At 72.0% G+C, this 23,866-nt stretch carries 26 protein-coding genes and 1 tRNA gene; 16 read left to right on the top strand and 11 right to left on the bottom strand.

All coding sequences use genetic code 11. The features are described from left to right. Nucleotides 1-149: 149 nt before the first annotated feature. The 8 genes from F9B16_RS24650 (at nucleotide 150) to F9B16_RS24615 (ending at nucleotide 6,493) form a co-directional block, all read left to right on the top strand. The gene (locus F9B16_RS24650; RefSeq protein ID WP_151542494.1) at nucleotides 150-1,583 is read left to right on the top strand and encodes a form I ribulose bisphosphate carboxylase large subunit; all 1,434 of its coding nucleotides are present in this window, start codon (nucleotides 150-152) and stop codon (nucleotides 1,581-1,583) included. A gap of 1 nt (nucleotide 1,584) precedes the next feature. After that, entirely contained in the window at nucleotides 1,585-2,013 is a 429-nt protein-coding gene (locus F9B16_RS24645) for a ribulose bisphosphate carboxylase small subunit (RefSeq protein WP_151542493.1), read from the top strand. Nucleotides 2,014-2,033: 20 nt separating this feature from the next. Next, complete coding sequence (cbbX, locus tag F9B16_RS24640; RefSeq protein WP_151542492.1) at nucleotides 2,034-2,981, top strand: CbbX protein; 948 nt, start codon at nucleotides 2,034-2,036, stop codon at nucleotides 2,979-2,981. A 99-nt stretch (nucleotides 2,982-3,080) separates the two neighbouring features. Then, nucleotides 3,081-3,989: a proteasome assembly chaperone family protein gene (locus F9B16_RS24635; protein WP_225991911.1), complete on the top strand. Its 909-nt coding sequence runs from the start codon at nucleotides 3,081-3,083 to the stop codon at nucleotides 3,987-3,989. Nucleotides 3,990-4,072: 83 nt separating this feature from the next. Then, complete coding sequence (locus F9B16_RS24630) at nucleotides 4,073-4,492, top strand: CBS domain-containing protein (protein ID WP_151542490.1); 420 nt, start codon at nucleotides 4,073-4,075, stop codon at nucleotides 4,490-4,492. After that, nucleotides 4,489-5,136 (top strand): dienelactone hydrolase family protein, encoded by a 648-nt coding sequence (locus F9B16_RS24625; protein ID WP_151542489.1) that lies wholly within the window; start codon nucleotides 4,489-4,491, stop codon nucleotides 5,134-5,136. The genes F9B16_RS24630 and F9B16_RS24625 overlap by 4 nt, the downstream gene beginning before the upstream one ends. Nucleotides 5,137-5,168: 32 nt before the next feature. Continuing rightward, nucleotides 5,169-6,353 carry a geranylgeranyl reductase family protein gene (locus F9B16_RS24620; RefSeq protein ID WP_151542488.1) on the top strand — a complete coding sequence of 395 codons (1,185 nt, stop codon included), beginning with the start codon at nucleotides 5,169-5,171 and terminating at the stop codon, nucleotides 6,351-6,353. 65 nt (nucleotides 6,354-6,418) lie between these two features. Continuing rightward, nucleotides 6,419-6,493, top strand: a tRNA-Val gene (locus F9B16_RS24615). A 46-nt stretch (nucleotides 6,494-6,539) separates the two neighbouring features. Here the strand turns inward: F9B16_RS24615 and F9B16_RS53685 are convergent. Both F9B16_RS53685 and F9B16_RS24605 read right to left on the bottom strand, forming a co-directional pair. Then, a complete protein-coding gene (locus F9B16_RS53685; RefSeq protein WP_264159777.1) occupies nucleotides 6,540-6,674 on the bottom strand; it encodes a hypothetical protein in 135 nt (44 codons plus the stop codon). Nucleotides 6,675-7,083: 409 nt separating this feature from the next. Next, the gene (locus F9B16_RS24605; RefSeq protein WP_151542487.1) at nucleotides 7,084-7,362 is read right to left on the bottom strand and encodes a hypothetical protein; all 279 of its coding nucleotides are present in this window, start codon (nucleotides 7,360-7,362) and stop codon (nucleotides 7,084-7,086) included. Nucleotides 7,363-8,054: 692 nt separating this feature from the next. On the opposite strand from F9B16_RS24605, the gene F9B16_RS24600 reads away from it, so the two are divergent. From F9B16_RS24600 to F9B16_RS24585, 3 genes are all read left to right on the top strand, one after another. Next, nucleotides 8,055-8,393, top strand: coding sequence for a DUF6086 family protein (locus tag F9B16_RS24600; protein WP_225991914.1), 339 nt, complete (start codon nucleotides 8,055-8,057; stop codon nucleotides 8,391-8,393). Between the two features lie 269 nt (nucleotides 8,394-8,662). Then, entirely contained in the window at nucleotides 8,663-9,202 is a 540-nt protein-coding gene (locus tag F9B16_RS24590) for an SMI1/KNR4 family protein (protein WP_151542485.1), read from the top strand. Nucleotides 9,203-9,785: 583 nt separating this feature from the next. Beyond that, complete coding sequence (locus F9B16_RS24585) at nucleotides 9,786-11,591, top strand: sensor histidine kinase (RefSeq protein WP_151542484.1); 1,806 nt, start codon at nucleotides 9,786-9,788, stop codon at nucleotides 11,589-11,591. Here the strand turns inward: F9B16_RS24585 and F9B16_RS24580 are convergent. From F9B16_RS24580 to F9B16_RS24560, 5 genes are all read right to left on the bottom strand, one after another. Then, a complete protein-coding gene (locus tag F9B16_RS24580) occupies nucleotides 11,517-12,122 on the bottom strand; it encodes a response regulator transcription factor (RefSeq protein WP_151542483.1) in 606 nt (201 codons plus the stop codon). The genes F9B16_RS24585 and F9B16_RS24580 overlap by 75 nt on opposite strands. A 185-nt stretch (nucleotides 12,123-12,307) precedes the next feature. Next, a complete protein-coding gene (locus F9B16_RS24575; protein WP_151542482.1) occupies nucleotides 12,308-12,994 on the bottom strand; it encodes a DUF899 domain-containing protein in 687 nt (228 codons plus the stop codon). 69 nt (nucleotides 12,995-13,063) lie between these two features. After that, nucleotides 13,064-13,792 (bottom strand): SDR family NAD(P)-dependent oxidoreductase, encoded by a 729-nt coding sequence (locus F9B16_RS24570; protein ID WP_151542481.1) that lies wholly within the window; start codon nucleotides 13,790-13,792, stop codon nucleotides 13,064-13,066. A 56-nt stretch (nucleotides 13,793-13,848) separates the two neighbouring features. Continuing rightward, complete coding sequence (locus F9B16_RS24565) at nucleotides 13,849-14,814, bottom strand: RNA polymerase subunit sigma-70 (protein WP_151542480.1); 966 nt, start codon at nucleotides 14,812-14,814, stop codon at nucleotides 13,849-13,851. A 90-nt stretch (nucleotides 14,815-14,904) separates the two neighbouring features. Continuing rightward, nucleotides 14,905-15,363 carry a nuclear transport factor 2 family protein gene (locus tag F9B16_RS24560; RefSeq protein ID WP_151542479.1) on the bottom strand — a complete coding sequence of 153 codons (459 nt, stop codon included), beginning with the start codon at nucleotides 15,361-15,363 and terminating at the stop codon, nucleotides 14,905-14,907. Nucleotides 15,364-15,530: 167 nt separating this feature from the next. Between F9B16_RS24560 and F9B16_RS24555 the strand changes: the two genes are divergently transcribed. From F9B16_RS24555 to F9B16_RS24545, 3 genes are all read left to right on the top strand, one after another. Beyond that, nucleotides 15,531-15,980, top strand: a complete 450-nt coding sequence (locus F9B16_RS24555) for a group II truncated hemoglobin (protein WP_151542478.1) — start codon at nucleotides 15,531-15,533, stop codon at nucleotides 15,978-15,980. Nucleotides 15,981-16,067: 87 nt separating this feature from the next. Then, nucleotides 16,068-17,066 carry a ketopantoate reductase family protein gene (locus F9B16_RS24550; protein ID WP_151542477.1) on the top strand — a complete coding sequence of 333 codons (999 nt, stop codon included), beginning with the start codon at nucleotides 16,068-16,070 and terminating at the stop codon, nucleotides 17,064-17,066. Nucleotides 17,067-17,182: 116 nt separating this feature from the next. Further along, nucleotides 17,183-17,818 (top strand): hypothetical protein, encoded by a 636-nt coding sequence (locus F9B16_RS24545; RefSeq protein WP_151542476.1) that lies wholly within the window; start codon nucleotides 17,183-17,185, stop codon nucleotides 17,816-17,818. Nucleotides 17,819-17,825: 7 nt separating this feature from the next. On the opposite strand, the gene F9B16_RS24540 is transcribed toward F9B16_RS24545, so the two are convergent. Further along, nucleotides 17,826-18,386, bottom strand: a complete 561-nt coding sequence (locus tag F9B16_RS24540) for a hypothetical protein (RefSeq protein WP_151542475.1) — start codon at nucleotides 18,384-18,386, stop codon at nucleotides 17,826-17,828. 560 nt (nucleotides 18,387-18,946) lie between these two features. Here F9B16_RS24540 and glnII point away from each other — a divergent pair. Both glnII and F9B16_RS24530 read left to right on the top strand, forming a co-directional pair. Next, nucleotides 18,947-19,960: a glutamine synthetase GlnII gene (gene glnII, locus F9B16_RS24535; protein ID WP_151542474.1), complete on the top strand. Its 1,014-nt coding sequence runs from the start codon at nucleotides 18,947-18,949 to the stop codon at nucleotides 19,958-19,960. A 175-nt stretch (nucleotides 19,961-20,135) separates the two neighbouring features. Next, entirely contained in the window at nucleotides 20,136-20,768 is a 633-nt protein-coding gene (locus tag F9B16_RS24530; protein WP_151542473.1) for a hypothetical protein, read from the top strand. Here the strand turns inward: F9B16_RS24530 and F9B16_RS24525 are convergent. The 3 genes from F9B16_RS24525 to F9B16_RS24515 all read right to left on the bottom strand — a co-directional run. Continuing rightward, nucleotides 20,749-21,618 carry a hypothetical protein gene (locus tag F9B16_RS24525; protein ID WP_225991910.1) on the bottom strand — a complete coding sequence of 290 codons (870 nt, stop codon included), beginning with the start codon at nucleotides 21,616-21,618 and terminating at the stop codon, nucleotides 20,749-20,751. The two genes, F9B16_RS24530 and F9B16_RS24525, sit on opposite strands and share 20 nt — an antisense overlap. Before the next feature lie 61 nt (nucleotides 21,619-21,679). Continuing rightward, nucleotides 21,680-22,132 carry a universal stress protein gene (locus F9B16_RS24520; RefSeq protein WP_151542472.1) on the bottom strand — a complete coding sequence of 151 codons (453 nt, stop codon included), beginning with the start codon at nucleotides 22,130-22,132 and terminating at the stop codon, nucleotides 21,680-21,682. A gap of 34 nt (nucleotides 22,133-22,166) precedes the next feature. Further along, nucleotides 22,167-23,866: RelA/SpoT family protein (locus F9B16_RS24515; protein ID WP_151542471.1), on the bottom strand; the 1,700-nt coding region annotated here is incomplete at its 5' end.

Genomic DNA, 23,866 nt, shown 5'->3' with positions numbered 1-23,866 from the left:
ATGGACAGCGCAAGTGTCGGGGGGCGAAGCTCATCGCGTCACGGTTCCACGTGGCCGGGACGCGGCGCTCCGCCCCCATTCCCCTGGGCATGCCGTCCTTTCGCGGGACGGGCCGCCGCGTCCCGCCCAGCACGCGAAGGAGATCGGCGATGGGTTCGGGCAGATGGTCGGCGGGCGTGATCCCCTACGCGGAGATGGGCTACTGGAAGCCCGACTACGAGCCGAAGGACAGCGACATCCTCGCCGCCTTCCGGATCACGCCGCAGCCCGGCGTCCCGCCGGAGGAGGCCGGCGCGGCCGTCGCGGGCGAGTCGTCCACCGCCACCTGGACGGTCGTGTGGACCGACCGGCTCACGTCCTACGAGAACTACCAGGCCAAGTGCTACAAGGTGGAGCAGGTCCCCGGCCAGGAGAACCAGTTCATCGCCTACATCGCCTACGACCTCGACCTGTTCGAGGAGGGGTCGATCGCGAACCTGACGTCGTCCATCATCGGGAACGTCTTCGGGTTCAAGGCGCTGCAGGCGCTGCGCCTGGAGGACATGCGGATCCCGACCCACTACGTGAAGACGTTCCAGGGCCCGGCGCACGGCATCGTCATGGAACGCGAGTACCTCGGCAAGTTCGGGCGCCCGCTGCTCGGCGCGACCGTCAAGCCGAAGCTCGGCCTGTCGGCCCGCAACTACGGGCGCGTCGTCTACGAGGCGCTGCGCGGCGGCCTCGACTTCACCAAGGACGACGAGAACATCAACTCGCAGCCGTTCATGCGCTGGCGCGACCGGTTCCTCTACTGCATGGAGGGCGTCAACCGGGCGCAGGCCGCGACGGGCGAGGTCAAGGGCCACTACCTCAACGTCACCGCCGCGACGATGGAGGACATGTACGAGCGGGCCGAGTTCGCCAAGGACCTCGGCAGCGTCATCGTGATGATCGACCTGACGATCGGCTACACGGCGATCCAGTCGATGGCCAAGTGGGCGCGCCGCAACGGCGTCATCCTGCACCTGCACCGCGCCGGGCACTCCACCTACACGCGGCAGAAGAACCACGGCGTGAACTTCCGCGTCATCGCCAAGTGGATGCGCCTCGCGGGCGTCGACCACATCCACGCCGGGACGGTCGTCGGGAAGCTGGAGGGCGACCCGAACAGCGTCCGCGGCTACTACGACACCCTCCGCCTCGACCACGCGGCCGCCGACCCGGTGAAGGGCCTGTACTTCGACCAGGACTGGGCGTCGCTGCCGGGCTGCATGCCGGTCGCGTCCGGCGGCATCCACGCCGGGCAGATGCACCAGCTCCTGCACTACCTCGGCGAGGACTCGATCCTGCAGTTCGGCGGCGGGACGATCGGCCACCCGATGGGCATCGCCGCCGGCGCCACCGCCAACCGCGTCGCGCTCGAAGCGATGATCAAGGCGCGGAACGAGGGCCGCGACTACCTCGCCGAGGGCCCCGACATCCTGCGCGCCGCCGCCAAGCACAGCCGCGAGCTGGACATCGCCCTGTCCACCTGGGGCGACATCACCTTCACCTACGCCTCCACCGACACCCCCGACGCCGTCGAGACCCCCGTGAGCGTGTGACATGCGGATCACCCAAGGCACCTTCTCCTACCTGCCCGAGCTGACCGACGACGAGATCGCCAAGCAGATCGCGTACGCCCTGGACCAGGGCTGGCCCTGCTCGGTCGAGTTCACCGACGACCCGCACCCGCGCAACTCCTACTGGGAGATGTGGGGACTGCCCATGTTCGACCTCACCGACCCCGCCGGCGTCCTCTACGAGGTGAAGGAATGCCGCAAGGCGTACCCGAACCACTACGTCCGGCTGAACGCCTACGACGCGCACTACGGGCGCCAGACCACGGCGCTGTCGTTCATCGTGCAGCGCCCGCCCGTGGAGCCCGGCTTCCGGCTCGACCGCGAGGAGACCTCCGACCGGCGCATCCGGTACACGCTGCACTCGTACGCGACGGACCGTCCCGAAGGCGAGCGCTACGGGGACCCGCTTTGAGCGACCGTCCCGGGTTCGGCATGCGACCCTCCGAAAACGGCTCCCCGGCGGTCCCACCCCACGCTCCCGCCGCCGGGGAGCCGGCCCCGCCCGCCACGCTGCCCGCGGACGCCCGCGTCGACCTCGCCAAGGAGCGCGCCGACTCGCACGCCGACGAGGTCCTGGACGCCCTCGACGCCGAACTCGTCGGCCTCGCCCCGGTGAAGACCCGCATCCGGGAGATCGCCGCGCTGCTGCTGGTGGACCGCGTCCGCGCGCGCTTCGGCATCGACTCCGGACGGCCCAACCTGCACATGTGCTTCACCGGCAGCCCCGGAACCGGGAAGACGACCGTCGCCGTCCGGCTCGCCGAACTGCTCCACCGGCTCGGCTACATCCGCAAGGGGCATCTGGTCTCCGTCACGCGCGACGACCTCGTCGGACAGTACGTGGGCCACACCGCGCCGAAGACCAAGGAGGTCCTCAAGCGCGCCATGGGCGGCGTCCTGTTCATCGACGAGGCGTACTACCTGTACAGGGCCGAGAACGAGCGCGACTACGGGCAGGAGGCCATCGAGATCCTCCTGCAGGTCATGGAGAACCAGCGGGACGACCTCGTCGTCGTCTTGGCCGGCTACAAGGACCGCATGGACTCCTTCTTCGCGTCCAACCCCGGCATGAGCTCCCGCATCGCCCACCACATCGACTTCCCCGACTACAAGCCGGACGAGCTGGAGGCGATCGGCCACCTGATGATGGAGCGCGAAGGGTACGTCCTGGCCCCGGAGACCGAGCCGGTCTTCCGCGACTACCTCGACCGGCGGCGCGTCCAGCCGCGCTTCGCCAACGCCCGCTCCGTCCGCAACGCCATCGAGCGCGCGCGCCTCCGGCACGCCAACCGCCTCCTGGCAGCGGGCGGCGAGGTCGACCGCGCCGCCCTCACCACCCTGGAACCGGACGACTTCCTCACCAGCCGCGTCTTCCTGTGATTCACGGCACCCCGAATGAGGTCGCGATCACAGTCGGGAAAGGGATTCACCTCTTCATGTCCTAGTGTTAAGACGAGACATGAAGAGGTGGGGGAGAAGTTGCTGAACCCTGAGGATCTGTACGAGCTGGACACCGACCTGCCGGAGATGACCGGCCCGGTGCTGCTGCACAGCCTCGACGGCTTCGTGGACGCCGGATCCACCGGGCAGCTCGTGCGCGAGCACCTGCTGGAGGCCTTGGAGCACCGCGTCATCGCCCGCTTCGACGTCGACTCGCTGATCGACTACCGGGCGCGCCGCCCGACGATGACCTTCGACCGCGACCACTGGGCGTCCTACGACGCGCCCGAGCTGGTGGTGCGGCTGCTCCGCGACGAGGTCGGAAGCCCGTTCCTGATGCTGTCCGGGCCCGAGCCCGACCGGCTCTGGGAGGGCTTCACCCAGTCCGTCGTGCACCTGGTGAAGCGGCTGGACGTGGGGCTGGTCGTCGGGTTCCACGGCATCCCGATGGGCGTGCCGCACACCCGCCCCGTCGGCGTCACCGCGCACGCCACCCGGCCCGAGCTGATCACCCGCAACACCTGGTTCGACAAGGTGCAGGTGCCCGGCAGCGCCGCCGGGCTGCTGGAGCTGCGGCTCGGCGAGGCGGGCCGCGACGCGCTCGGCCTGGCGGTGCACGTCCCGCACTACCTGGCCCAGTCCGCCTACCCGGCCGCCGCGGTCGCCGCCCTGGAGCAGATCGTCTCCACCACCGGGCTGGTGCTGCCGGTCGAGCGGCTCCGCGAGGCCGCCGCCGCCACCGACGCCGACATCGCCGAGCAGGTCGACGGCAACGCCGAGGTCGAGAAGGTCGTCCGGGCGCTGGAGCAGCAGTACGACGCGTTCGCGGGCGCCGCCGAGCGCGACAGCCTGCTCGCCGAGTCGCAGGACATGCCGACCGCGGACGAGCTCGGCGCGCAGTTCGAGCGGTTCCTGGCCGAGCAGGAGGGCCCCGACTCCTCGTCCTGACCCCGGCGGGCGGCCCCCTTGGGTGTCCTGACATATCCGGCCGGGCGCTGGGTAGGCGAGCCCCCGAGGGGGGAGGACCGCCCATGGCCCAGAGAGTGAACGAAGTGATGACGCCGGTGCCGGTGGCGGTGTCCCCGGACACCACGCTGGTCACGGTGAGCGACCTGATGCGCCGCCACGGCATCGGCGACGTGCTCGTGGTGCACGAGGGGCGCCTGCGGGGACTCGTCACCGACCGCGACATCGTCGTCCGCGCCGTCGCCGTCCAGAAGGACGTCGGGGACACCACGGTCGGCGACATCTGCAGCACCAACATGGTGACGGTGGCGCCCGAGGAGGACGCCGACGAGGCCGTCCGGCTGATGCGGCGGCACGCCGTCCGGCGGCTCCCCGTCGTCGACGGCGACCGCCCGATAGGGATGGTGTCGATCGGCGACCTCGCCGTGCAGCGCGACGAGCGCTCCGCGCTCGCCGACATCAGCGCGGAACCCCCCAACACATGATCACGCTGAAGCTGCCGGACGCCGAGCTGAACGGCGACCTGGCGATCCCGGACGACCCCGCGGGCATGGTGGTGTTCGCGCACGGCAGCGGCAGCTCCCGGCACAGCCCCCGCAACCGTGCCGTCGCCGAGGGCCTGAACGCCGCCGGCATCGGCACGCTGCTGCTCGACCTGCTCACCGAGCAGGAGGACCAGGTCGACCGGGTCACCGCCGCGCTCCGCTTCGACATCGAGCTGCTGGCGATGCGGCTGATCGGCACCGTCGACGCGCTCGCCGAAGGGCTGGAGTCCGCCCCGCACACCGCGGGCCTGCGGATCGGGCTGTTCGGCGCCAGCACCGGCGCCGCCGCCGCGCTCGCCGCCGCCGCGGCCCGCCCGGACATCGGCGCCGTCGTGTCGCGCGGCGGCCGCCCCGACCTCGCCGGCCCGTCGCTGCCCCGCGTCCGCGCGCCCGTCCTGCTGATCGTCGGCGGCGCCGATCCCGAGGTGCTGCGCCTCAACGAGCAGGCCCGGCAGCAGCTGGACGCCGCCGAACTCCACATCGTCTCCGGCGCCACCCACCTGTTCGAGGAACCGGGAGCGCTGGAAGAGGTCACCACGCAGGCCGCCGACTGGTTCAACCGCCACCTCGACCACGGAAACTGATTCGGAACCGGCCCCCGGGGCACGATGTCGGCATGCCCGACGTCATCGTGGTCGGAGCCGGGCCGGCCGGCTCGGCCGCCGCCTGCCACCTCGCCCGCTCCGGACTCGACGTCCACGTGCTGGAGAAGTCCGCGTTCCCCCGCGAGAAGGTCTGCGGCGACGGCCTCACCCCGCGCGCCGTCCGGGAACTCCTCGACCTGGGCATCGACATCGACGCCCCAGGCTGGTTCCGCAACCGCGGGCTCCGCCTGATCGCCGGCGGCCGCCTCCTCGAACTCCCGTGGCCGTCCGGCGGCCCCTACCCGTCCTTCGGCCTCACCCGCACCCGCCACGACTTCGACGACATCCTCGCCCGCCAGGCCGTCGCGGCCGGGGCGGTCCTGTCGCAGAACACCAAGGTCACCGCCCCGCTCCGGGACCGGACGGGCCGCGTCACCGGCGTCCGCACCGACGCCGGCGAGCACCGCGCGCCGATCGTCATCGCCGCCGACGGCGCGTCCTCCCGCCTCTCCGTCGCGCTCGGCCTGCACCCCCGCCGCGACCGCCCCATCGGCACCGCCGCCCGCCGCTACTACCGCAGCCCCCGCCACGACGACCCGTACCTCGAAGCGTGGCTCGACCTCGTCCCCGCCGGATACGGCTGGGTCTTCGGCATGGGCGACGGCACCTGCAACGTCGGCGTCGCCCTCCTCCGCACCGCCCACGCCGACTACCGCCGCCTCCTCGGCGACTGGCTCGCCCGCACCCCGCCCGACTGGGGCCTCACCGAGGAGAACGCCACGTCCCCCCTCCGCGGCGCCGCCCTCCCCATGGGCTACACCCGCCGCCCCCACTACCTCCCCGGCCTCCTGCTCACCGGCGACTCCGGCGGCATGATCAACCCGTCCAACGGCGAGGGCATCGCGTACGCCCTCGAAGCCGCCCGCATCGCCGCCGAGACCGTCACGACCGCCCTCGCCGCCCCCACCCCCGGCGCCCGCGAGCGCGCCCTCTACACCTACCCGTCCGCGATCCGCCAGGCCAACGGGCGCCCCTTCACCCTCGGCCGCGCCTTCGCCCGCGCCATCGAGAACCCCGCGGTCATGCGCGCCGCCACCCGCGCCGGCCTCGGCAGCCCGCCCCTGATGCGCTTCGTCCTCAAGCTCCTCGGCAACCTCACCGACCCGTCCGCCGACCGCCTCGCCGCCGCCCTCACCCGCCTGGTCCCCGCCTCCTGACCGTCCCGCCACCGTTTCGCGATCGCCCCACCGAACCAGGTACGCTTTCCCGGTCACGAGCACGCGGGCGCGTAGCTCAGGGGTAGAGCACTCGCCTTACAAGCGAGGAGTCGGCGGTTCGAAACCGTCCGCGCCCACCAGCCAAAACACCCTGTTCCCGATCAAGGGAACAGGGTCTTCGTGCCATTAGCCGACGCGCGCGAGCCCTCCGGCGGTCCCGTCGTCGTTGATCTTGTCGCCCATCGCTTGAGCGATCGCCCGGTTCCCGCCCGCCGTCCGGTGCTGGTAGATCAGCGCGGCCCGCACGCTGTCATGGCCCATCCGTTCCATGAGGTCCCGCAGGGATGCGCCGGAGTCCGCCGCGAAAGGGTGTCCAGCTCGACCTGTGCTTGCCGGACGGTCACCGTACGCGCGTTGAGGTCCAGGTCCATGCGCCGGAGCGCCGCGACCTCGCCCCACCGCAGACTCGCGAACGTCGCGAGGAGCACGAGCGCACGCAAGTGCTCCGGAACCATCTCGGCCAGCTTGAAGACCTGGGCGACCGTGAGGACCGGCCGCTCGTCCGGCTTTCTTCGCCGGCCCCTCTGATCCGGCACGGGTTGCGCGCGAACCTGGCCGCCCGGAGCGTGCGGCGTGGGCGCCGGTCACCGGGCGGCCGCGCCGGGCCGCGCATCGCGACGCATCCGCCGGCGCCGCCCCAACCGCTCGCCGCGGGGGTCGCGCCGCCATCTCAGCCGTCCTCCGACTCCACCAGGCCCATGGCGAAGGCGAACGTCTCCACGAACTCTCGGTACGCCGGGTCCGTCTCACTCGCCGCCAGGGCCGCCAGTTCGTCAGTAACCCGCTGCTTGTCCGTGTCGGAGAGCTGGTTGAGGAGGTAACCGGCGTACTCCTGCTGCTTGAGCGCCGTGTCATCGTCCAAGACCGTCTCGTCACAGGTCTCGAAGAACCACGTGTACGCGACCACTGCCTTGAGCAACTGCGTGACCAGCCGAGGGGATTCGTCCATCCCCGCATCCCACCAGGCCCCAACCACAGGGACATCACAAGCTGGGCTGGAAGGGTGTGGGGCTCCCCCGGCCCCGAGCTGTCGAGGATGGCGGCGGCCGGAACCCGTCAAGGGCGCTCTTCGGGCGTCACTGCGTGATGGCTACGCCACCCCTGACAGAACCCGTCCGCCGCTAAGTGCAGGTCTCGTCAGGGCCGGGGGAGGAAGGTGGGGGAAGAACAGCGGCTACGCCGCACACCCACGGCCGCCACGGGGAGCGCTGTCCGGGGGGGGCAGGCAGGGGTGGGGACGCTCAAGGGGTGAGCGTGCCATTCGCGTGCCACTTGGAAGAGGGTGGTCCGTGGGTCGTGGCAGGTCGCGGGCGTGATCATGCTGGTGATCGGGCGCCGCGGGCGTGCCATGCGCGTGCCATTAGGTTGCGTCGGGTGGGGGAGGCGGGCCGTCCGAGAGCATGCTTCGGTGCAGGTCAGGGATGTTTCCGGGTGATCACGAGTCCTTGCAAGCGAGGAGTCGGCGGTTCGAACCCGTCCGCGCCCACCAAGGTCAGGGCCGTGACCCGGCAAGCTGGATCATGGCCCTTCCTCATCCGAGTGACAAAGTGAGTGACTAAGGCCCGGACCATGGGCGTCCAGCCCAGGCCAATGGCTGGTTGGACGGTGCGGCTGCGAGACGACGGGAGTTCACCGGTGGGGATGCGCTTCGAGGTGGACGGCCGGGAAATCTGGGATCGCGGCCTTCGCACATCGCAGATGTTCTGCGGGCAGATCCTGTTGCTCGAGAAGCTCGTCCGGCAACCAAGCGGCGTGCACGACACCGGCTACGACGAGGTCCACATCGACCCGGTGAAGCTCCGGGCGTTCCTCCAGACGGTCTTCGAGTACTTGGGCAAGAGCGGCTCGCAGCCACTGCGGGCCATGGTGCGCGGAGTGATTCAGGTTGCGTTGTTCCTGGACCGCCGAGCGAGTGGGGACTGGCTGACGTTGCCGGACAGCTTTCAGGACATCACTGATGGCCTTGAGCTGATCAACTGACGCATATGGGTCCTTGCTCTGGGCCTCTCCGACATGCCGTCTGGCATGTCGCGCGTAGGGCGAACGCGAGTGGCTGCAGCTCTAGCCTTCCTGCTCGACTCCGGCATCCGTGGTGAAGATCCGGTCCATGGCGGTCGCGCTCTTCTCCATCACGGGACGGATCTGCAGGCGGTAGACGGTCTCGGTGACGGCCGTGCTGCGGTGGCCGACCAGCCGCGAGATGTCCTCGATGGAGATGCCGACCGCCTATATCAGCGGCGAATGCCATCATGAGCCGCGTGACGAACCACGACGAGTTGTTGAACCGGGTCACCGAGCGCGCGAGGCACCAGTCCGACGGCGAGCTCTCCTGCGCCACACAAGAGCAGATCAGAGAGGCCGAAGCGATGCTCGGGTTCCCGCTGCCTCCGCTACTGGCACGGCTATACCAGGAAGTTGGTAACGGCGGGTTCGGACCCGACTACCAACTACTTCCCCTTATCGGCTCTGAAGGCCGCACTGTCGTGGGTGCCTACCGGGAGGAGCAGAAGCCCGGCCGATGGCCGACTGGGATCCTTCCCGTCCTCGACTGGGGCTGCGGCATGTACGCGGCGATCGACTGCACCAGCTCCGAAGCACCCGTCCTGCTCTTCGAGCCGAACGCCGTAGATGACGATTGGAGCACTGCATGGTTCCTGGATGCCGAGAGCCTCTCTGATTGGCTACAGACCTGGCTCTCGGACGCAGGGTGGTACATGGAAGAAGCCGCGACGAGTGATGATTTCTCAGAGCCACAGCCATGGCACCAAGCTAGGCAGCGCCTGAGCTGAAGCCCTGAAGTTGCGCCGGTTCTGTGGATGGGCCGGGGCTTATGCTGACACGGCAGCGTGAGCGTGTTGGTGGGCGTTTCTCCTTTCGTATCCGGCCGGCTGAGTATGCCTAGGCTGGAGTGGCGGCGGCGTGGGTTGTAGAACCCTTCGCTGAAGTCGAAGCAGACCGCCTTGGGGCGCGGTTGGTGAAGTGGTGCGGGGCGAGCGGTTCGGTCTCGACGGTGGCGAAGAAGCTCTCGGTGACGGCGTTGTCGTAGCAGTCCGCGACGCTGCCGGTCGAGGTGCGAATGCCCGCCGACCTGCACCGGCGCCGGTGCACACCCTCAAGCCGGGTGGTGCGCAGAAAGCCGCAGCCTTCTTCAAGATTTCCCGGTCCTCCCGCAGTTGGCGGACCTCCCGCCGCAGCCGAGCCGGCTCGTCCCTGTCCGCGCTGGTCACTGTGCCGCGTTCCTGGTCGAGTGGGGGTCTGGTCGGTCGGGGGAGAATGGGGTGGGGGTGGGGGTGGGGTTTGCCGGGAGGCGGCGTGGGGGCTGGGGAGTTTCGGGCGCGGGTTGCGCGGGCGATGTTGTGGACCGCGCTGGGGATGGTCTTCTGCATCCGGCTGTTCAATGCGGTCCAGAAGGGCCTGGGCGTCGAGGTGTGGATGGTGGCCATGGCGCCCTATCCGCCGTTGGTGGCGTTGCTGGCGCGGCGGTGGCGGGCGGGCGTGCGGTACGGGCTGCTGGCGGTGCTGGTGATGCTCGCCCTCATGCCGTTCGCGCTGGTCGGCATGGAGTGGGAGTGGTTGCCCTGGACGATCGGGGCCGGCGTGCTGGTCGCGCTTCCGGCGCGGGTGTCCTGGCCGCTGCTCGGTGTCGTCCTGGCGGGCACGGCGGTCGCCGGTCTGATGGACGGCGACCCGATCGGTGTCTGGGTGTGGCGGCCGCTGGCCGTCGCGACGGACGCGCTGATCGTGTTCAGCCTGCACACCATCAGCAGGATGGTCATGGACCTGCACGCCGCACGCGACGAGCTGGCCACGCTGGAGACGTTCCGGGAACGGCTGCGGATGGACGCCGAGCTGCGCGGGACCGTGGGGACCGGGCTGCGGTCGATCGCCGGCAGGCTGGCCGCGGCGGCCGGCGCGCCGCCCGAGGACGCCCGCGCCGAGGTGCGGGAGGCGACCGAGACGGCGAGACGGACGCTGGCCGAGGTGCGTTCGATGGCGAGCGGCTACCGCGCAGCGGGCGGCCGCCGTGCGGCGCCGCCGGTGAGGTCGCCGAGGTTCGTCCGCGTCATCCTCGTCGTGGTGGTGCTCATCCAGGCGGTGAGGGCGGTCGTGAACGTCTTCCTTCTTGCCGGCGACCCGCGCTGGCTGTTCCTGCTGGTCCCGCTGCTGGCGGTGGCCGTGCCGCTGCTGCTGTCGAGGCCGGGGCGCGGGCGGCTGATCGTGCTCGGCCTGCTGGTGGTTCCGGTGGCCTGGCCGGGAAGTTATGTCGCGAACGTCCTGGGCGTGGTCGAGGGCCTGTGGGGACTGTTCGTCGGCGCGGTGCTGGTCCGGGTGCGTCCGCCCAGGTCGTGGGCGATCGCCGCGGCCGTGCTGGCGCTGGTGGCCGTGCTGTCGGTCACCCCGCCGCCGGTCTCCCCGCCGGCGGGCGTGGTGGCGGAGCTGCTCTCCACCATGATCCTCGCGTGGCTGTTCTACAGCCTGTCGCGGCTTGCCGACTTGGTGGTGCTGCTCGAACGGACGCGGCACGAGCTGGCGGCGGCGGCCGTCGCCGCCGAACGCGTCCGGATCGGCCGCGACCTGCACGACGTGCTGGGCTTCAGCCTGTCGGCGGTCGCGCTGCGCGGCGAGTTGGCCCTGCGGCTGCTCGACCGCGACCCGGTCCGCGCCGCGACGGAGCTGGCGGCGCTGGTCCCGGTGCTGGAGAAGGCGGAGGCCGAACTCGGCTCGATCGCGGGCGGACGGGTCCGGCTCGAGCTGAGCCGGGAGGTCGGCGCGGCGGTCGAGGTGCTGGAGGCCGCAGGCGTGACCGTCCAGGCCGAGGTAGCGGCGGGGCCGCCGCCGGAGGAGACGGGCACCGCCCTGGCCGCCGTGCTCCGCGAGGGCGTCACCAACGTCCTGCGGCACAGCCGGGCGCGCACCTGCTCCATCACGGTCACCGGCGCGGACGGCGCCGTGCGGCTGCGGATCGTCGACGACGGCGCCGGCGCGCCGCCGGGGCCGGGCGCCGGGGGCGTGGGGCTGGAGAGCCTGGCGGCGCGGGCCGCGGGACGGCTGTCGGCCGGTCCGCGGCCGGAAGGCGGGTTCGAGGTGGTGGCCGAGTTCCCGTCAGAGCCAGCCGGCCTCGGTGGCGATGCGGATGGCGTCGACCCGGTTGCGGGCGCCGAGCTTGCCGGCCGCTGACGCCAGGTAGTTGCGCACCGTCCCGTGGGACAGGAACAGCCGTTCGGCGATCTCCAGCGGCCGGGCGCCGGTCGCCGACAGGCGCAGGACCTCGGTCTCCCGCTGGGTGAGCGGGCTCTGCGGCGCCCTCAGCGCGGACACCGCCAGCGCCTGGTCGATCGTCGTGCCGCCCGCGGCGACGGTGCGGACGGCCGCCGCCAGCTCGTCCGGCCGGACGTCCTTGGGCAGGAACCCGGCGACGTCGGCCTCCAGCGCGCGGCGCAGCTCGCCGGGCCTGCTCAGCGCGGTGAGGATCAGCACCCGGCAGCCGGGCACCCGCGACCGCAGGAGCGCGGCGGCGGTGACGCCGTCCATCCCGGGCAGGTCGATGTCGACGATCGCCACGTCGGGCGCGTGGCGCTCGGCCTCCGGGACGATCCGGTCGCCGGCGGCCACCCGCGCCACGACCTGCACGTCGTCCTCCAGGTCGAGGAGTTCGGCGAGCGCCTCCCGCAGGAGGTCCATGTCCTCGGCGATCAGCACGCGGATCACGCCGCGCCCCCGGCTGCCATCCCCACCACGAGTCGATCATATGGGCGTTCCGCACACCCGATCCGTGACGGCGGCACCCCGGGCACGTGCGGAACTCACGGTTCCACGTGACGGCGGCGCGCACAGGCCGAGGGCGGGAGGGAACCCGCCCTCGGCCGTGGTTCACGCCGCAGGCACCCGAGGCTCTAGGCGTCCTCGCCGTAGAGGGCCGCTATGTCCTTGCTGCCGGGCCAGCGGCTGTAGGTGGGGGACTGGGGCCAGCCGTCCGGGACGTCCTGCCACTCCTCCTGGCGCCCGTACGGCAGCACATCGATCAGCGGGAACGTGTGGCTGAGCTGCTCGGTGCCGCGGCCCTCGGTGTGCCAGGTGCGGTAGACGGTGTCGCCGTCGCGCAGGAACACGTTGACCGCGAAGCCGCCGCCGGGCGGGGCGCCCACGTCCGTGCCGAACGGGCTGTTCGCCGTGGAGTACCAGGTCATCTTGTTGCCGACCCGCCGCTTGTAGGCGAGGGCCTCGTCGAGCGGGCCCTGCGTGACGATGACGAACCGGGCGTCGTAGGCGTCCAGGAACTCCAGCCGCGTGAACTGCGACGTGAAGCCCGTGCAGCCCGGGCACTGCCACGTCTTGCCGGGGAACCACATGTGGTTGTAGACGATCAGCTGGGACCGGCCGTCGAAGACGTCGGCCAGCGCGACCGGGCCCTCCTCGCCCTCCAGGGTGTAGGCGGGCATCTCGACCATCGGCATCCGGCGGCGCTGCGCGGCGATCGCGTCGAGCTCCCGGGTCGCGGCCTTCTCCCGGGCGCGCAGCTCGTCGAGATGGCGTCGCCAGGTCTCCGCGTCGACGACGGGCGGCAGTGCCTTGGTGGTCATGGTCTCCTCCGAGGGTTCACGGTTCGGCGTCCTCAGAGGTAGACCGCGCCCGTCCCCGGAAGTCATCGGTCACGTGGCGGCGGACGCCCCCTGGGCGAGGCCGGCGTACCGGTGCTCCAGGGTCTTGATGGGGCCGCCGTGCCAGCCCACGGCCATCGCCTCCGCCATGGGGTCGGGGAAGATGTCCTCCTCGTTCTTCTCCAGGCCGTCGAAGACGGCGCTCGCGACGGATTCCGGCGACGCCTTGGGCATTTCCACCCCGCGCGACATGTCGGTGTCCACGATCCCCGTCAGGACGGCGTGCACCGACACCCCTTGGGGGGCGAGGAGCGCGCGCAGCGACTGCGTCATGGAGAACGCGGCCGCCTTGGAGATCGAGTAGCCCGGGACCAGCGGCAGCGCGGCGAGCGCGTTCACCGACAGGTTGTTGACGATGGCGCCGTTGGCGCTGGTCAGCAATGGCAGGAACGCCTCGGTGACCCGGTGCGGGCCGTAGAAGTTCACCGCGAGGTGCCGTTCGAGGACGGACCGGTCGGTCAGGTCGTCGTAGATCGCGACGCCGGCGTTGTTGACGAGGACGTCGAGCGAGTCGACCGCCTCGGCCGCCCGCCGGACCTGCTCCGGGTCCGTCACGTCCAGGGTCAGCGGCGTGACCCGCTCGTCCGGGTGCGGCTGGGGGGCGCGCGCGGCGGCGTACACGCGCCGTGCGCCCCTGCGGAGCGCCTCCTCGACCAGCGCGCGGCCGATGCCGCGGTTGGCTCCGGTGATCAGTACTGACTTGTCGGTGATGGTCGGCATGCTGCCGCTCTCCTTAGGTGTTCCTCGGGACAGGCCCGGTCGCGGACGCGGCCGGGTCAGCTGGTGAGCGCGGGAGCGAGCCCGAACGTCGGAACGAGGCTCGGGTCGTTGAAGGACGTGATCCGGGCGACGCGCGGCCCGATCAGCGTGAGGACCTGGACGCCGTACGCCTCGTACCGGCCCGCGGCGGAGCGGCGGTAGACGACGCACGCGGGCTGGCCGTTGGCGTGAGTGGGGACCATGCGCCACAGGCCCGGGCTTCGCAGGACGACCGCGGACAGGAATCCGAGCACCGCGTCCCGTCCGGTGAACCACGTCGGGGTCGGCGGCATCTCCAGCTCGACGTCGGCCCTCAGCAGCTCGATCAGCGCGGCGGGATCGGCCCGCGCGAACGCCTCGACGTAGTCGTCGAGCAGGGCGCGGCGGGACTCCTCGTCGGGCTCGGCGAGGTCCTCCTCGACCGGGCCGGCCTCGGCGAGGCGGGCCCGGGCGCGGCGGAGGACGCCGTCGACCGCGGTGGTCGTGGTCCCGAGGATCTCGGCGACCTCGGCGGTCCGGAACGCCAGCACGTCGCGGAGCGTCAGCACCGCCCGCTGCCGCGCGGGCAGGAGCTGGAGCGCGGCGATGAGCGCGAGCCGCACTCCGGCCCGTCCGGCGACCACCGTCGCGGGATCGTCGCCGGACAGCAGCGCGTCCGGCACGGGCTGGAGCCACGGCACCGCCGACTCGTCGGGCGCGAGGGCCGTCCGGTGGTCGTCGGACGGGGCGCCGAGCCCGGACGGCACCGGCCGCCGCGGCCGCTTCTCCAGCGCGGTCAGGCACCTCCGGGTGGCGATCGCGTACAGCCACCGGCGCAGCGAGGAGCGCCCCTCGAACCGGTCGAAGGCGCGCCACGCGCGCAGATAGGTGTCCTGGACGAGGTCCTCGGCCTCGTGGATCGAGCCGAGCATCCGGTAGCAGTGGGCGAGCAGTTCCGGCCGGAACGGCTCGGCGAGGGCGGCGAACTCCGTGTCGGATCGCATCGGGCTCCCTTCGGGCTCCCTTCGGGGGGACGGTCGATATCAAGACCGTGCGCCCGAGGAGGATCCGACGCGGCAACGCTATGACCTACGTCACATCCTGCCCTCGCGGACGGGGCGGGGCGCGGAGCCGCCGAGCGGCGTCGTGTCGAGGTACCTGACCTCGTAGACCCGTTCGGTGAACTTCCAGCCGTCCGGGGTGCGCCGGTAGCGGTCGTGGTAGACGGCGAAGTTCACGCCCTCGATGCCGTCGAGGGTGCGGACGATCTCCTGGATGTAGGCGCGGCCCGTCGCTGTGTCGCCGTCGAGCTCGATCACGCCCGGATGCGTCGTCTGGACGAAGAAGTCCCACCGGGCCTGGAGCTTCTCGCCGCCGGTGCGGATCTCCTCGCGGCCCGTCATCTCGACGGGGACGTTGGGCATCCGCAGCACGCCGTCCTCGGTGAACAGCGACGCCATGCGGGGGCGGTCGCGCATCATCGCCGCGTCCGAGAACTCGGCGCGCAGCGCCTCGATCTCGACGCGGTTGGCGATGGCCTGCAGATCGGTCATGGTGCTCTCCTAACCTCGTTCCTCGCCTCTATGACGAGACGGGCCGCCGGATTGTGAGGCGGCGCCACCGGGCCTGCCCGGCGGCCGGAAGCGGCGATCCGGTGGACAAGGGAACCGGCGGCTGCGATAAACGGCTTGTACGCGACACGGCGAGCCCAGGCGGGGACATGCGGACGCTGTACGAGCACGCGGGCGGCCACGAAGGCCTGCACCGGTTCATCGATGTCTTCTACGGGTCGCTGCTGGCGGACCCGCTGCTGAAGCCGCTTTTCGGCGAGGGGCGGCCCACGCACGTCGAGCACCTGACGGCCTTCACCGCCGAGACGTTCGGCGGCCCCGACACCTTCTCCCGGGAGATGGGCGGCTTCGCCCACCTCATTGACGTGCACCGCCATCTGCAGATCACCGAGGAGCAGCGGCGCAGGTTCGTCGAGCTGTACATGGCGGCGGCCGACGCGACCGGCCTGCCCGACGACGCGCCGTTCCGGCAGGCGCTGCTCGAGCACGTCGAGTTCGGTACGCAGGTCGCCAAGCAGAACTCGCACGCCAAGACCGACGACGAACTGCATCCGCTGCGCGAGGTCCCCCGCTGGGACTGGCCCGCCGGAACCTCCTGACGCAGGACCCCTCGGCCGGGCACATGGCCGATGATCTCGACGCATAAGGTGTGGAGGTCACGGACGTCCAGGTCGAACGGGGCTTACATGCGTTACGTCATCATCGGCGCCGGGGCGATCGGCGGCGCGGTCGGCGGCCGGCTGCAGCAGGCGGGCCAGGACGTGGTGCTGGTCGCACGCGGCGCGCAGTACGAGGCGCTGCGCGAGCGCGGGCTGCGGCTCGTCGGACCGGACGGCACCTTCGACCTGCCGGTCCCGGCCGTCGACGGACCCGAGGCGCTCGACCTGACCCCCGACGACGTGCTCATGCTCGCCGTGAAGACCCAGGACGCGGTCGCCGCCCTGGACGCGTGGGCGCCGCGCCCGGTCGCCGGCGGCGGGACGGCGGCGGAGCGCCTGCCGCTGGTGTGCGCCCAGAACGGCGTGGAAGCCGAACGGCTGGCGTTGCGCCGCTTCCGCCGCGTCTACGGAATGTGCGTGTTCCTCCCGGCGAGCTACCTCGAGCCGGGTGCCGTCACCGTCCGCTGCGCGCCGTACACCGGGGCGCTCAACCTCGGACGTTACCCGTCCGGCGCCGACGAGACCGCCCACCGCATCGCCGAAGGGCTGGAGAAGGCGAACTTCCTCGCGCCCGTCACACCGGAGGTGATGCGCTGGAAGTACGCGAAACTGCTCGGCAACCTCGCGAACGCGGTCGAGGCCGTCTGCGGCTCGCTGGCCGGCGACGACGCGAAGTCCCTGATCGCGCGTGCGCGCGCGGAGGCCGTCGAGGTCCTGGACGCGGCGGGCATCGACCGCGCCACCGACGCCGAGCAGCGCGACCTGCGGTCCGGCCGGGTCGAGGTGCGGCCGGTCGAGGGCGGCGACCCCGCCGGCGGTTCCACCTGGCAGAGCCTGCGACGCGGCAGCACCTCGGTCGAGGCCGACTACCTCAACGGCGAGATCGTGCTCCTCGGACGCCTCCACGGCATCGCCACACCCGTCAACGAAACCCTCCTGCGAGTCGCGAACGACTTCGCCCGCACCACCCGCGCCCCCGGCTCAATGACCCCAACCGCCCTCACCGCCCAAATCCCCGCGTGGTGATCGGCGGCTTGACCGCCGCCCGTCGACACGGAAAACCCCGGATTCAGACGAAGGTCGACCACCGCCCGCACTCCCGGTCTACGCTCTGAAGGCTCCCGGCCCCCGGAGGTAAGACCATGACCGGCCCCCAGGACGTGAGTTCCGAGGTGCGCTTCCGGCCTTCCGGCTGGACGCTGTACGGCGGGGGGCTCGCCTGGGCGGGGGTCCCGGCGGCCGCCGCCGCCCTTTTCTGGGGTGGCGTGGCAATGGGCCATTGGGGAGGCTCGGATTTCCACATGGGTGTTCTGCTTGAAATGCGATCGCTGATCTTCGGCGGTCTCCTCACCCTCTTCTCGCTGACGTGGTGCGGTCTCCTCGCTTTCGGGGCCATCAAGACGAGGCGGATCTGGGGCCGATATCGGCGCCCGCCTGCCGTGCTCCGAGCGGACGGGGTACGGTTCCAGGCGCGCCGAGGGGACGTCGCCGTCCCCTGGGCGGACATTGAGCAGATGGTCCTGCGACATGCCCTGAAAGGGCGGAAGCCGGTTTCCGCGGTCCGCATCCGGCTTGTTCCGGACGCCGCACTGCTGCGCGGCGGCGAGGTTCGTCCCCCTGCAGGCCGGTGGCTAGTGGTCGGCGTCCTGCCTTACGACGTCGACATCCCCATGGCGGAAGCAGTCGAAAGAATCAAGCAGGTCGCGGGGCCGCGCCTCGAAATACTCGATACCTCCCACGCCGTGGAATCTCCGGGCGCGAACTCGGACGCCCCGTGATCGCGGGTCAGCCGTTCCTGCGCGCCTGGATCGTCGATTGCAGTTTCGTGCCGACGACCGCGGACGCGAGTGCCGCCGGATCCACGGTTCCCTTCTGGAGAAGCTGACCGAGCGTGTTGCTCGCCGCGGTGACGCTGATCGAGCCGCTGTCGAGGTCGCTTGCCAGCGCGTCCAGCCTCATGGCGCCGGGGCCGCCCTGCGCGGCCAGAGATCGGAGCGTGGACGACATCGCCGAGGCCGAACCGCCGATCGCTCCGCCCGCGCTCCCGAGGAGCCCGCCCCACATCAGGGACTCCAGCGTCGCGTTGCCCGCTTTCGGGTCGTCGCCGAACGCCCCGGCGACGGAGTTGTTGAAGGGAAGCGCCATGCCCGCCGTGAGCGCCCCCTTGCCGCCGCCGACGATCGTCTTCGCAGTGATGGAGGAGAGGGTGCTGATCGCGTTCTCCATCGCCGCCGTCAGCTTCCCGCCGTTGAGCGCGAAGTCTTCGATGGCGTAGGTGATCCTCGCGGCGATGCCGGCGTCGAGGGCGCCGGCCAGGTCCTTCCAGGCGTCGGCGGCCTCCTCCATCCTGGACACGTCGCCTGACGGCCAGGGGCCGCCGCTCGAGAGGGAACCCGTCTTCTTCCACGCGTTCGCGTCGGGCGCGATGTCGGGCCGGGGGTTCGGGGTGGCGGGCGTCGAGGACGTGTGCGCCGGATGCGGTTTCGGGGTGGACTTCGGAGGCACCGAGAGAGCGGCGCCGGGCGAAGGCATGGGGACGTCGGTGCGGATCGTCGTGGCGGGTCCGGGGTCGGGCGGGACGTCGGGCGGTTCGGGGAGGCCGCCGGTCTGCATGAGCTGGTGGTTCGACCGGCCCAGGGCCTCGCCTATGCGGGCGGCCCGGCGGGTGACGTCGGTCCCACTCCATGGAGGACGGCGGTGTTGACTGACGCTAACAGGAGTTGTTGCCGCGCCTTGGTGGTTTCGGTGGTCCTGATCCCGGCTCGTGGGATGTGAGGAGGGACTCGGGGACGGGGTGGCGTGTTACATGGCGTTCACATTTGGGCAACAGGTGCGAAATGGCTGGTTGGCAGCGTGGTGGGTGCCGCGGAACCCACAAGGCCCGGCAGTGAGCGAAGGGATCGACGTTGAGCTACAAGGCCGAGTACATCTGGATCGACGGCACGGAGCCCACCGCGCGGCTGCGGTCCAAGACCAGGATCCTCCCCGACGGTGCCGACCTGCCGGACTGGGGCTTCGACGGCTCCAGCACGAACCAGGCCCCCGGGGACCACTCGGACTGCGTGCTCAAGCCGGTGTTCTCCTGCCCCGACCCGCTGCGCGGCGGTGACCACAAGCTCGTCCTGTGCGAGGTGTACCTCGTCGACGGGACGCCGCACAAGACCAACACGCGCGCCGAGCTGCGCCCGATCGCGGAGCAGTACGCCGACCAGGACTCCTGGTACGGCATCGAGCAGGAGTACACGTTCTTCAAGGACGGCCGCCCGCTCGGCTTCCCCGAGCGCGGCTTCCCCGCGCCGCAGGGCTTCTACTACTGCGGGGTCGGCGCCGACGAGGTGTTCGGCCGCGAGATCGTCGAGCGGCACCTGGACGCCTGCATCGACGCCGGCCTGAAGATCTCCGGCATCAACGCCGAGGTCATGCCCGGGCAGTGGGAGTTCCAGATCGGCCCGGCGGGGCCGCTCGAGGTCGGCGACCACATGTGGATCGCGCGGTGGCTGCTCTACCGCATCGCCGAGGAGTTCGACGTGTCCGCGACGCTCGACCCGAAGCCGGTCGAGGGCGACTGGAACGGCGCCGGCGCGCACACCAACTTCTCGACGAAGGCGATGCGCGAGAACTACGACGCCATCATCACCGCCTGCGAGGCCCTCGCCGAGCGCGCGCAGGAGCACGTCCAGGGCTATGGCGCCGACATCGAGCGCCGCCTGACCGGCATGCACGAGACGGCGCCGTGGAGCGAGTTCAGCTACGGCGTGTCGAACCGCGGCGCGTCCGTGCGGATCCCGTGGCAGGTCGAGGTGGAGAAGAAGGGCTACATCGAGGACCGCCGCCCGAACGCCAACGTCGACCCGTACGTGGTGGCCCGGCTCATCACCGGCACCTGCTGCGCGGCGCTGGAGAAGGCCGGCCAGGTCTGACCGAACGCACGTCGAAGGGCCCCTGGAAGCGCGCTTCCCGGGGCCCTTCGCGTTCCGCGAAGAACGCCGCTATGACCGGTGACGGGGCCAAACATCTGCAAATTGTTGTGCTTGTGAGAGTTCCCCCTATCGGTGCCGGGTAGCACCTACATCGTTCGCACCGGGGGGAGGGAACATGCCCGATACGCCATTCGGGCGGTACCCCGGCGGCCTGCCGGGCAGGCACGCCGGCCGTCCTGCGCCACGGCCGTACGAGCGGTCGTTCCGGTGTCCCTCCACGGCGCGGCGGCGCCGGGCGGAGGCTCCGGCGAGGAGGTACCAGGAGTTCGTCGCCCTGCACGAGGAGATCTCGGCGGGCTCGGCGCTCCCGCTCCGGCCACTGTGGTGGGCGGGGATCGCGGCGGCACTGGCCGCCGGCGGCATGGCGTTCGCGGCCGTGATGGGGCTGCGCGGCCTGTTCGGGCTGGACGTGCCCGTGTTCGCGGGCGGGCACACCGCGGCGGGACCGGCGGCGACGAGCTACGCGCTGGTCGCGATGGCCGGGACGATCCAGGCGACCGCGCTGATGCACCTGCTGCTGGCGACGGCGGCGCGCCCGATCCGGGCGTTCGCGTGGATCGGCGGGTTCGCGGTCGTGCTGCTGACGCTCCTGCCGCTGCTGCTGAACGGCCCGCCCGACGCGGCGGTGGCGACCGCGTGCGTCAACCTGATCGGCGGGACGTCGGTGGTCGTGCTGCTCGCGGGGGTGGTCGCCGCGGGCTCGCGGCCGTTCTGGCCCGACCGGGCGTTCAGGCGCGGCCGACCGTGATGGCCAGCGGGTCCGGCGCGGACGACGACGACACGCGCACGTGCCGGAGCCGCCTCCACACCTGGACGTCCACCGTGCCCTCCGGGGCGAGGACGCCGAGTTCGCGGTGCATGCCGGAGAAGCCGAGGCAGAGCGAGACGTCCCAGGTGCCGCGCGGCAGCGGGTCGTCGACGAACGCCCGCGTGACGGGCAGCGCGGCGCGGTAGCCGAGCCGGTCGTCGGTCTCCTCGAGCGCGGCGATGACCTCGAAGGTGCGGCGGGTGTCCCGCTCGGTGAGGATCAGCGTCCCGGAGACCGGCATGCTGAGCCACCGCCGGTCGATGTGCCCGGTGATGACGACCTCGGCGCGGCGCTCGTCCCAGGCGACCCCGTCGGCGGACGTCGTGCCGGCGACGTGCGAGCGGCCGCCGACGTCGATGGACAGCGTCCCGCGCCCGCCGAAGTAGGCGGCGACGGTGACCGCGCCCGGCAGGAACCGCCGCTGCGGGGAGGTGTCGAGGCCGGGCGCGCGTTCCGGCCCGAGCTCGACGACGCGGCCCCCGGGCGGCGTGCCGATCGCGAGGCCGACGTCCCAGAGCCCGCCGGGCAGCGGTTCGCCGCGCTCGACGGACGCGACGTCCACCAGCGCCTCGAAGGTGACGAGGCCGTTCTCGGCGCCGACGGACGCGGGGAGCCGCAGCAGCCCGTCGCCGTCGCGCTCGTGCAGCAGCAGCTCCATCTCCGGTGCCGCCGGCAGGTCGTCGTCGCGCCTGATCGCGCCGGCGACGCGGAGCGCGGAGCCGGCCCAGCCGACCTCCGTCAGGTAAGGCTCCGACATCGCCGCCCCCGCCTCGTCCTCCGCACGGTTCACCGGACCCGTTCCCCCGCCGCCGCCGTCCAACCTGACCGCCGCTCCGCGGGGCGCGGGCGGGTCACGGGACGACGGTCACCGGCCAGCGGCCGGTGCGGACCAGCTTGACCGCGACGGACCCGATCAGCCGGTGCCCGGCCTGCGCGGACGCGCCGACGATCACCGCGTCCGCGCGGTTCTCGTCGGCGATGCGGGAGATCACGGTGAACGGGTCGCCCTGCTCGGTGACGAACTCGTAGCGGACGTCGGCGTTCGCGGCGGCGCGTTCCAGCTCGCGGCGCAGGTCGTCGGCGACGGCCTCGCCGGCCTCCCGCATCACCGCGGCGCCGCCGGCGGTGAGGGTGGACAGCGCGGCGATCCGCTCGACGTGCACGAGGATCAGCCGTGCCCCGCCGCGGCGCGCGAGGCCCCACGCGTAGGCGCCGGCGTGCAGCGAGGTCTCCGACCCGTCGACGCCGGCCACGATCACCTTCGGCCCGTCCACGCCGTACTCGAACGGCCCCTCGCCGGTCATGCGATCATCACGCCGACCACAGTAGTCGGGAATGTCAGAGTCGGGTGAAGCGGGCCACCAGGTCGTCGAGGCCGAGCGCCCCGGCCGCGAGCGCCCCGTACATCTGGTCGATCTCGCCGTAGCCGAGGTCGCGGGCGACGGCGAGCGAGTCGCCGCGCGCCTCCGCGGCGAGCAGGTCGAGCCGCCGCTGCGCGAGGGCCCGGACGAGGGTGCGGCGCCCGGCGTCCGCGGCCTCCTCCGCGCGCCGCAGCGCGAGGCTCCGCCGGATGTGCATGCGCGCCGGGACCGTCACGGCGAAGTCGAGCCAGTCCTCGGACGGGGAGCCGGCCGGGTCGGTGAGCACCTCCACCACGTTGCCGGTGCGGACCTGCACGGACATCGGTGCGAGCCGGCCGTTGACGACGGCGCCGATGCAGCGGTCGCCGGTGCCGGGGTCCAGCGCGTAGGCGAAGTCGAGCGCGGTCGCGCCCTCGGGCAGCGGCACGGCGCGGCCGTCCGGGGTGAACGCGGCGAGGTGCCCGGCGGCGAGGTCGGTGCGCAGGCCGTCGAGGAAGTCGGCGGACGGCGCGTTGGACTGCCAGGCGAGCAGCCGGCTCAGCCACGCCAGGTCGCGGCGGCCCGCGACGGCGTCGGCGGTGGCGGCGTCGTCGCGGGCCTGCCGGATGTGCGCGACGATGCCGTACTCGGCGACGGGGTGCATCGCCTCGCTGCGCACGATCACGTCGAACGGGTCGCCGTCCGGGCTGATGACGCGGGTGTGCAGCGACCGGTACATGTTGTCCTTCGGCATCGCGATGTGGTCGCGGACCTGCCCGGCGACGGGGTGCAGCGCGGCGTGCACCGCGCCGAGCGCGATGTAGCAGTCGCGTTCCTCGCCGTCGACCAGCACCAGGAGCCGCGCCGCCTCGCAGGGCCGCAGCCCGGCGAGGTCGCCGCCGGACGACACGTGCACCGCGTACAGGTGCGACGGACGGATCTGGACGCGCGCGCGCACGCCGTGCTCGGCGAGCGCGTCCCGTATCCGCGCGACCGCCGGTGCGAACACCGCGTCGGCCCGCCGCAGCGCGGCCCGCACGGCGCGGTCGGTCGCGGCGTGCGCCTCGGGGGCGCGCGCGGCGAACGCCAGGTCGTCCATCTCCCGCTTCAGCACATGGATGCCGAGCCGTTCGGCGAACGGGACGAGCAGCTCCTGCGACGCCTTCGCGTACGGGGCCCGCTTGTGCGCGGGCCGGTAGCGCAGGGTCCGCAGGTTGTGCAGCCGGTCCGACAGCTTGATGACCAGGACGCGCAGGTCGGCGGCCGCCGCGAGCACGATCTTGCGGAACGTCTCGGCCTCGGCGCGCTCGCCCCACCGGCTGCCGTCCAGCTTCGTCACGCCGTCGACGAGGACGGCGACCTCCTCGCCGAAGTCGGCGCGGAGCTCGCCGAGCGTGTAGGGGGTGTCCTCGACGGTGTCGTGCAGCAGCGCGGCGACGAGGGTGGTGGTGTCCATCCCCATCCCGGCGAGGATCATCGCGACGGCCAGCGGATGGGTGATGTACGGCGCGCCCGATTTGCGGAGCTGCCCGCGGTGCAGCCGCTCGGCGACCTCGTAGCCGCGCAGCAGCTCCGCCTCGTCGCCGCCCGGGCAGGCGGACCGGTGGACGGCGAGGAGCGGCGCGACGGCGGGGCCGACCGGGCCGTCCGCGGCGGCGGACCGGAGGCGGCGCAGCGGCAGCCGGGCCGGGCCGCGCG

The organism is Actinomadura montaniterrae (assembly GCF_008923365.1).
In the GTDB taxonomy this organism is placed as follows: Bacteria; Actinomycetota; Actinomycetes; order Streptosporangiales; family Streptosporangiaceae; genus Spirillospora; species Spirillospora montaniterrae.
Note: the sequence above shows the minus strand (reverse complement) of the source record. Positions and strands in the feature narration are given on the sequence as shown.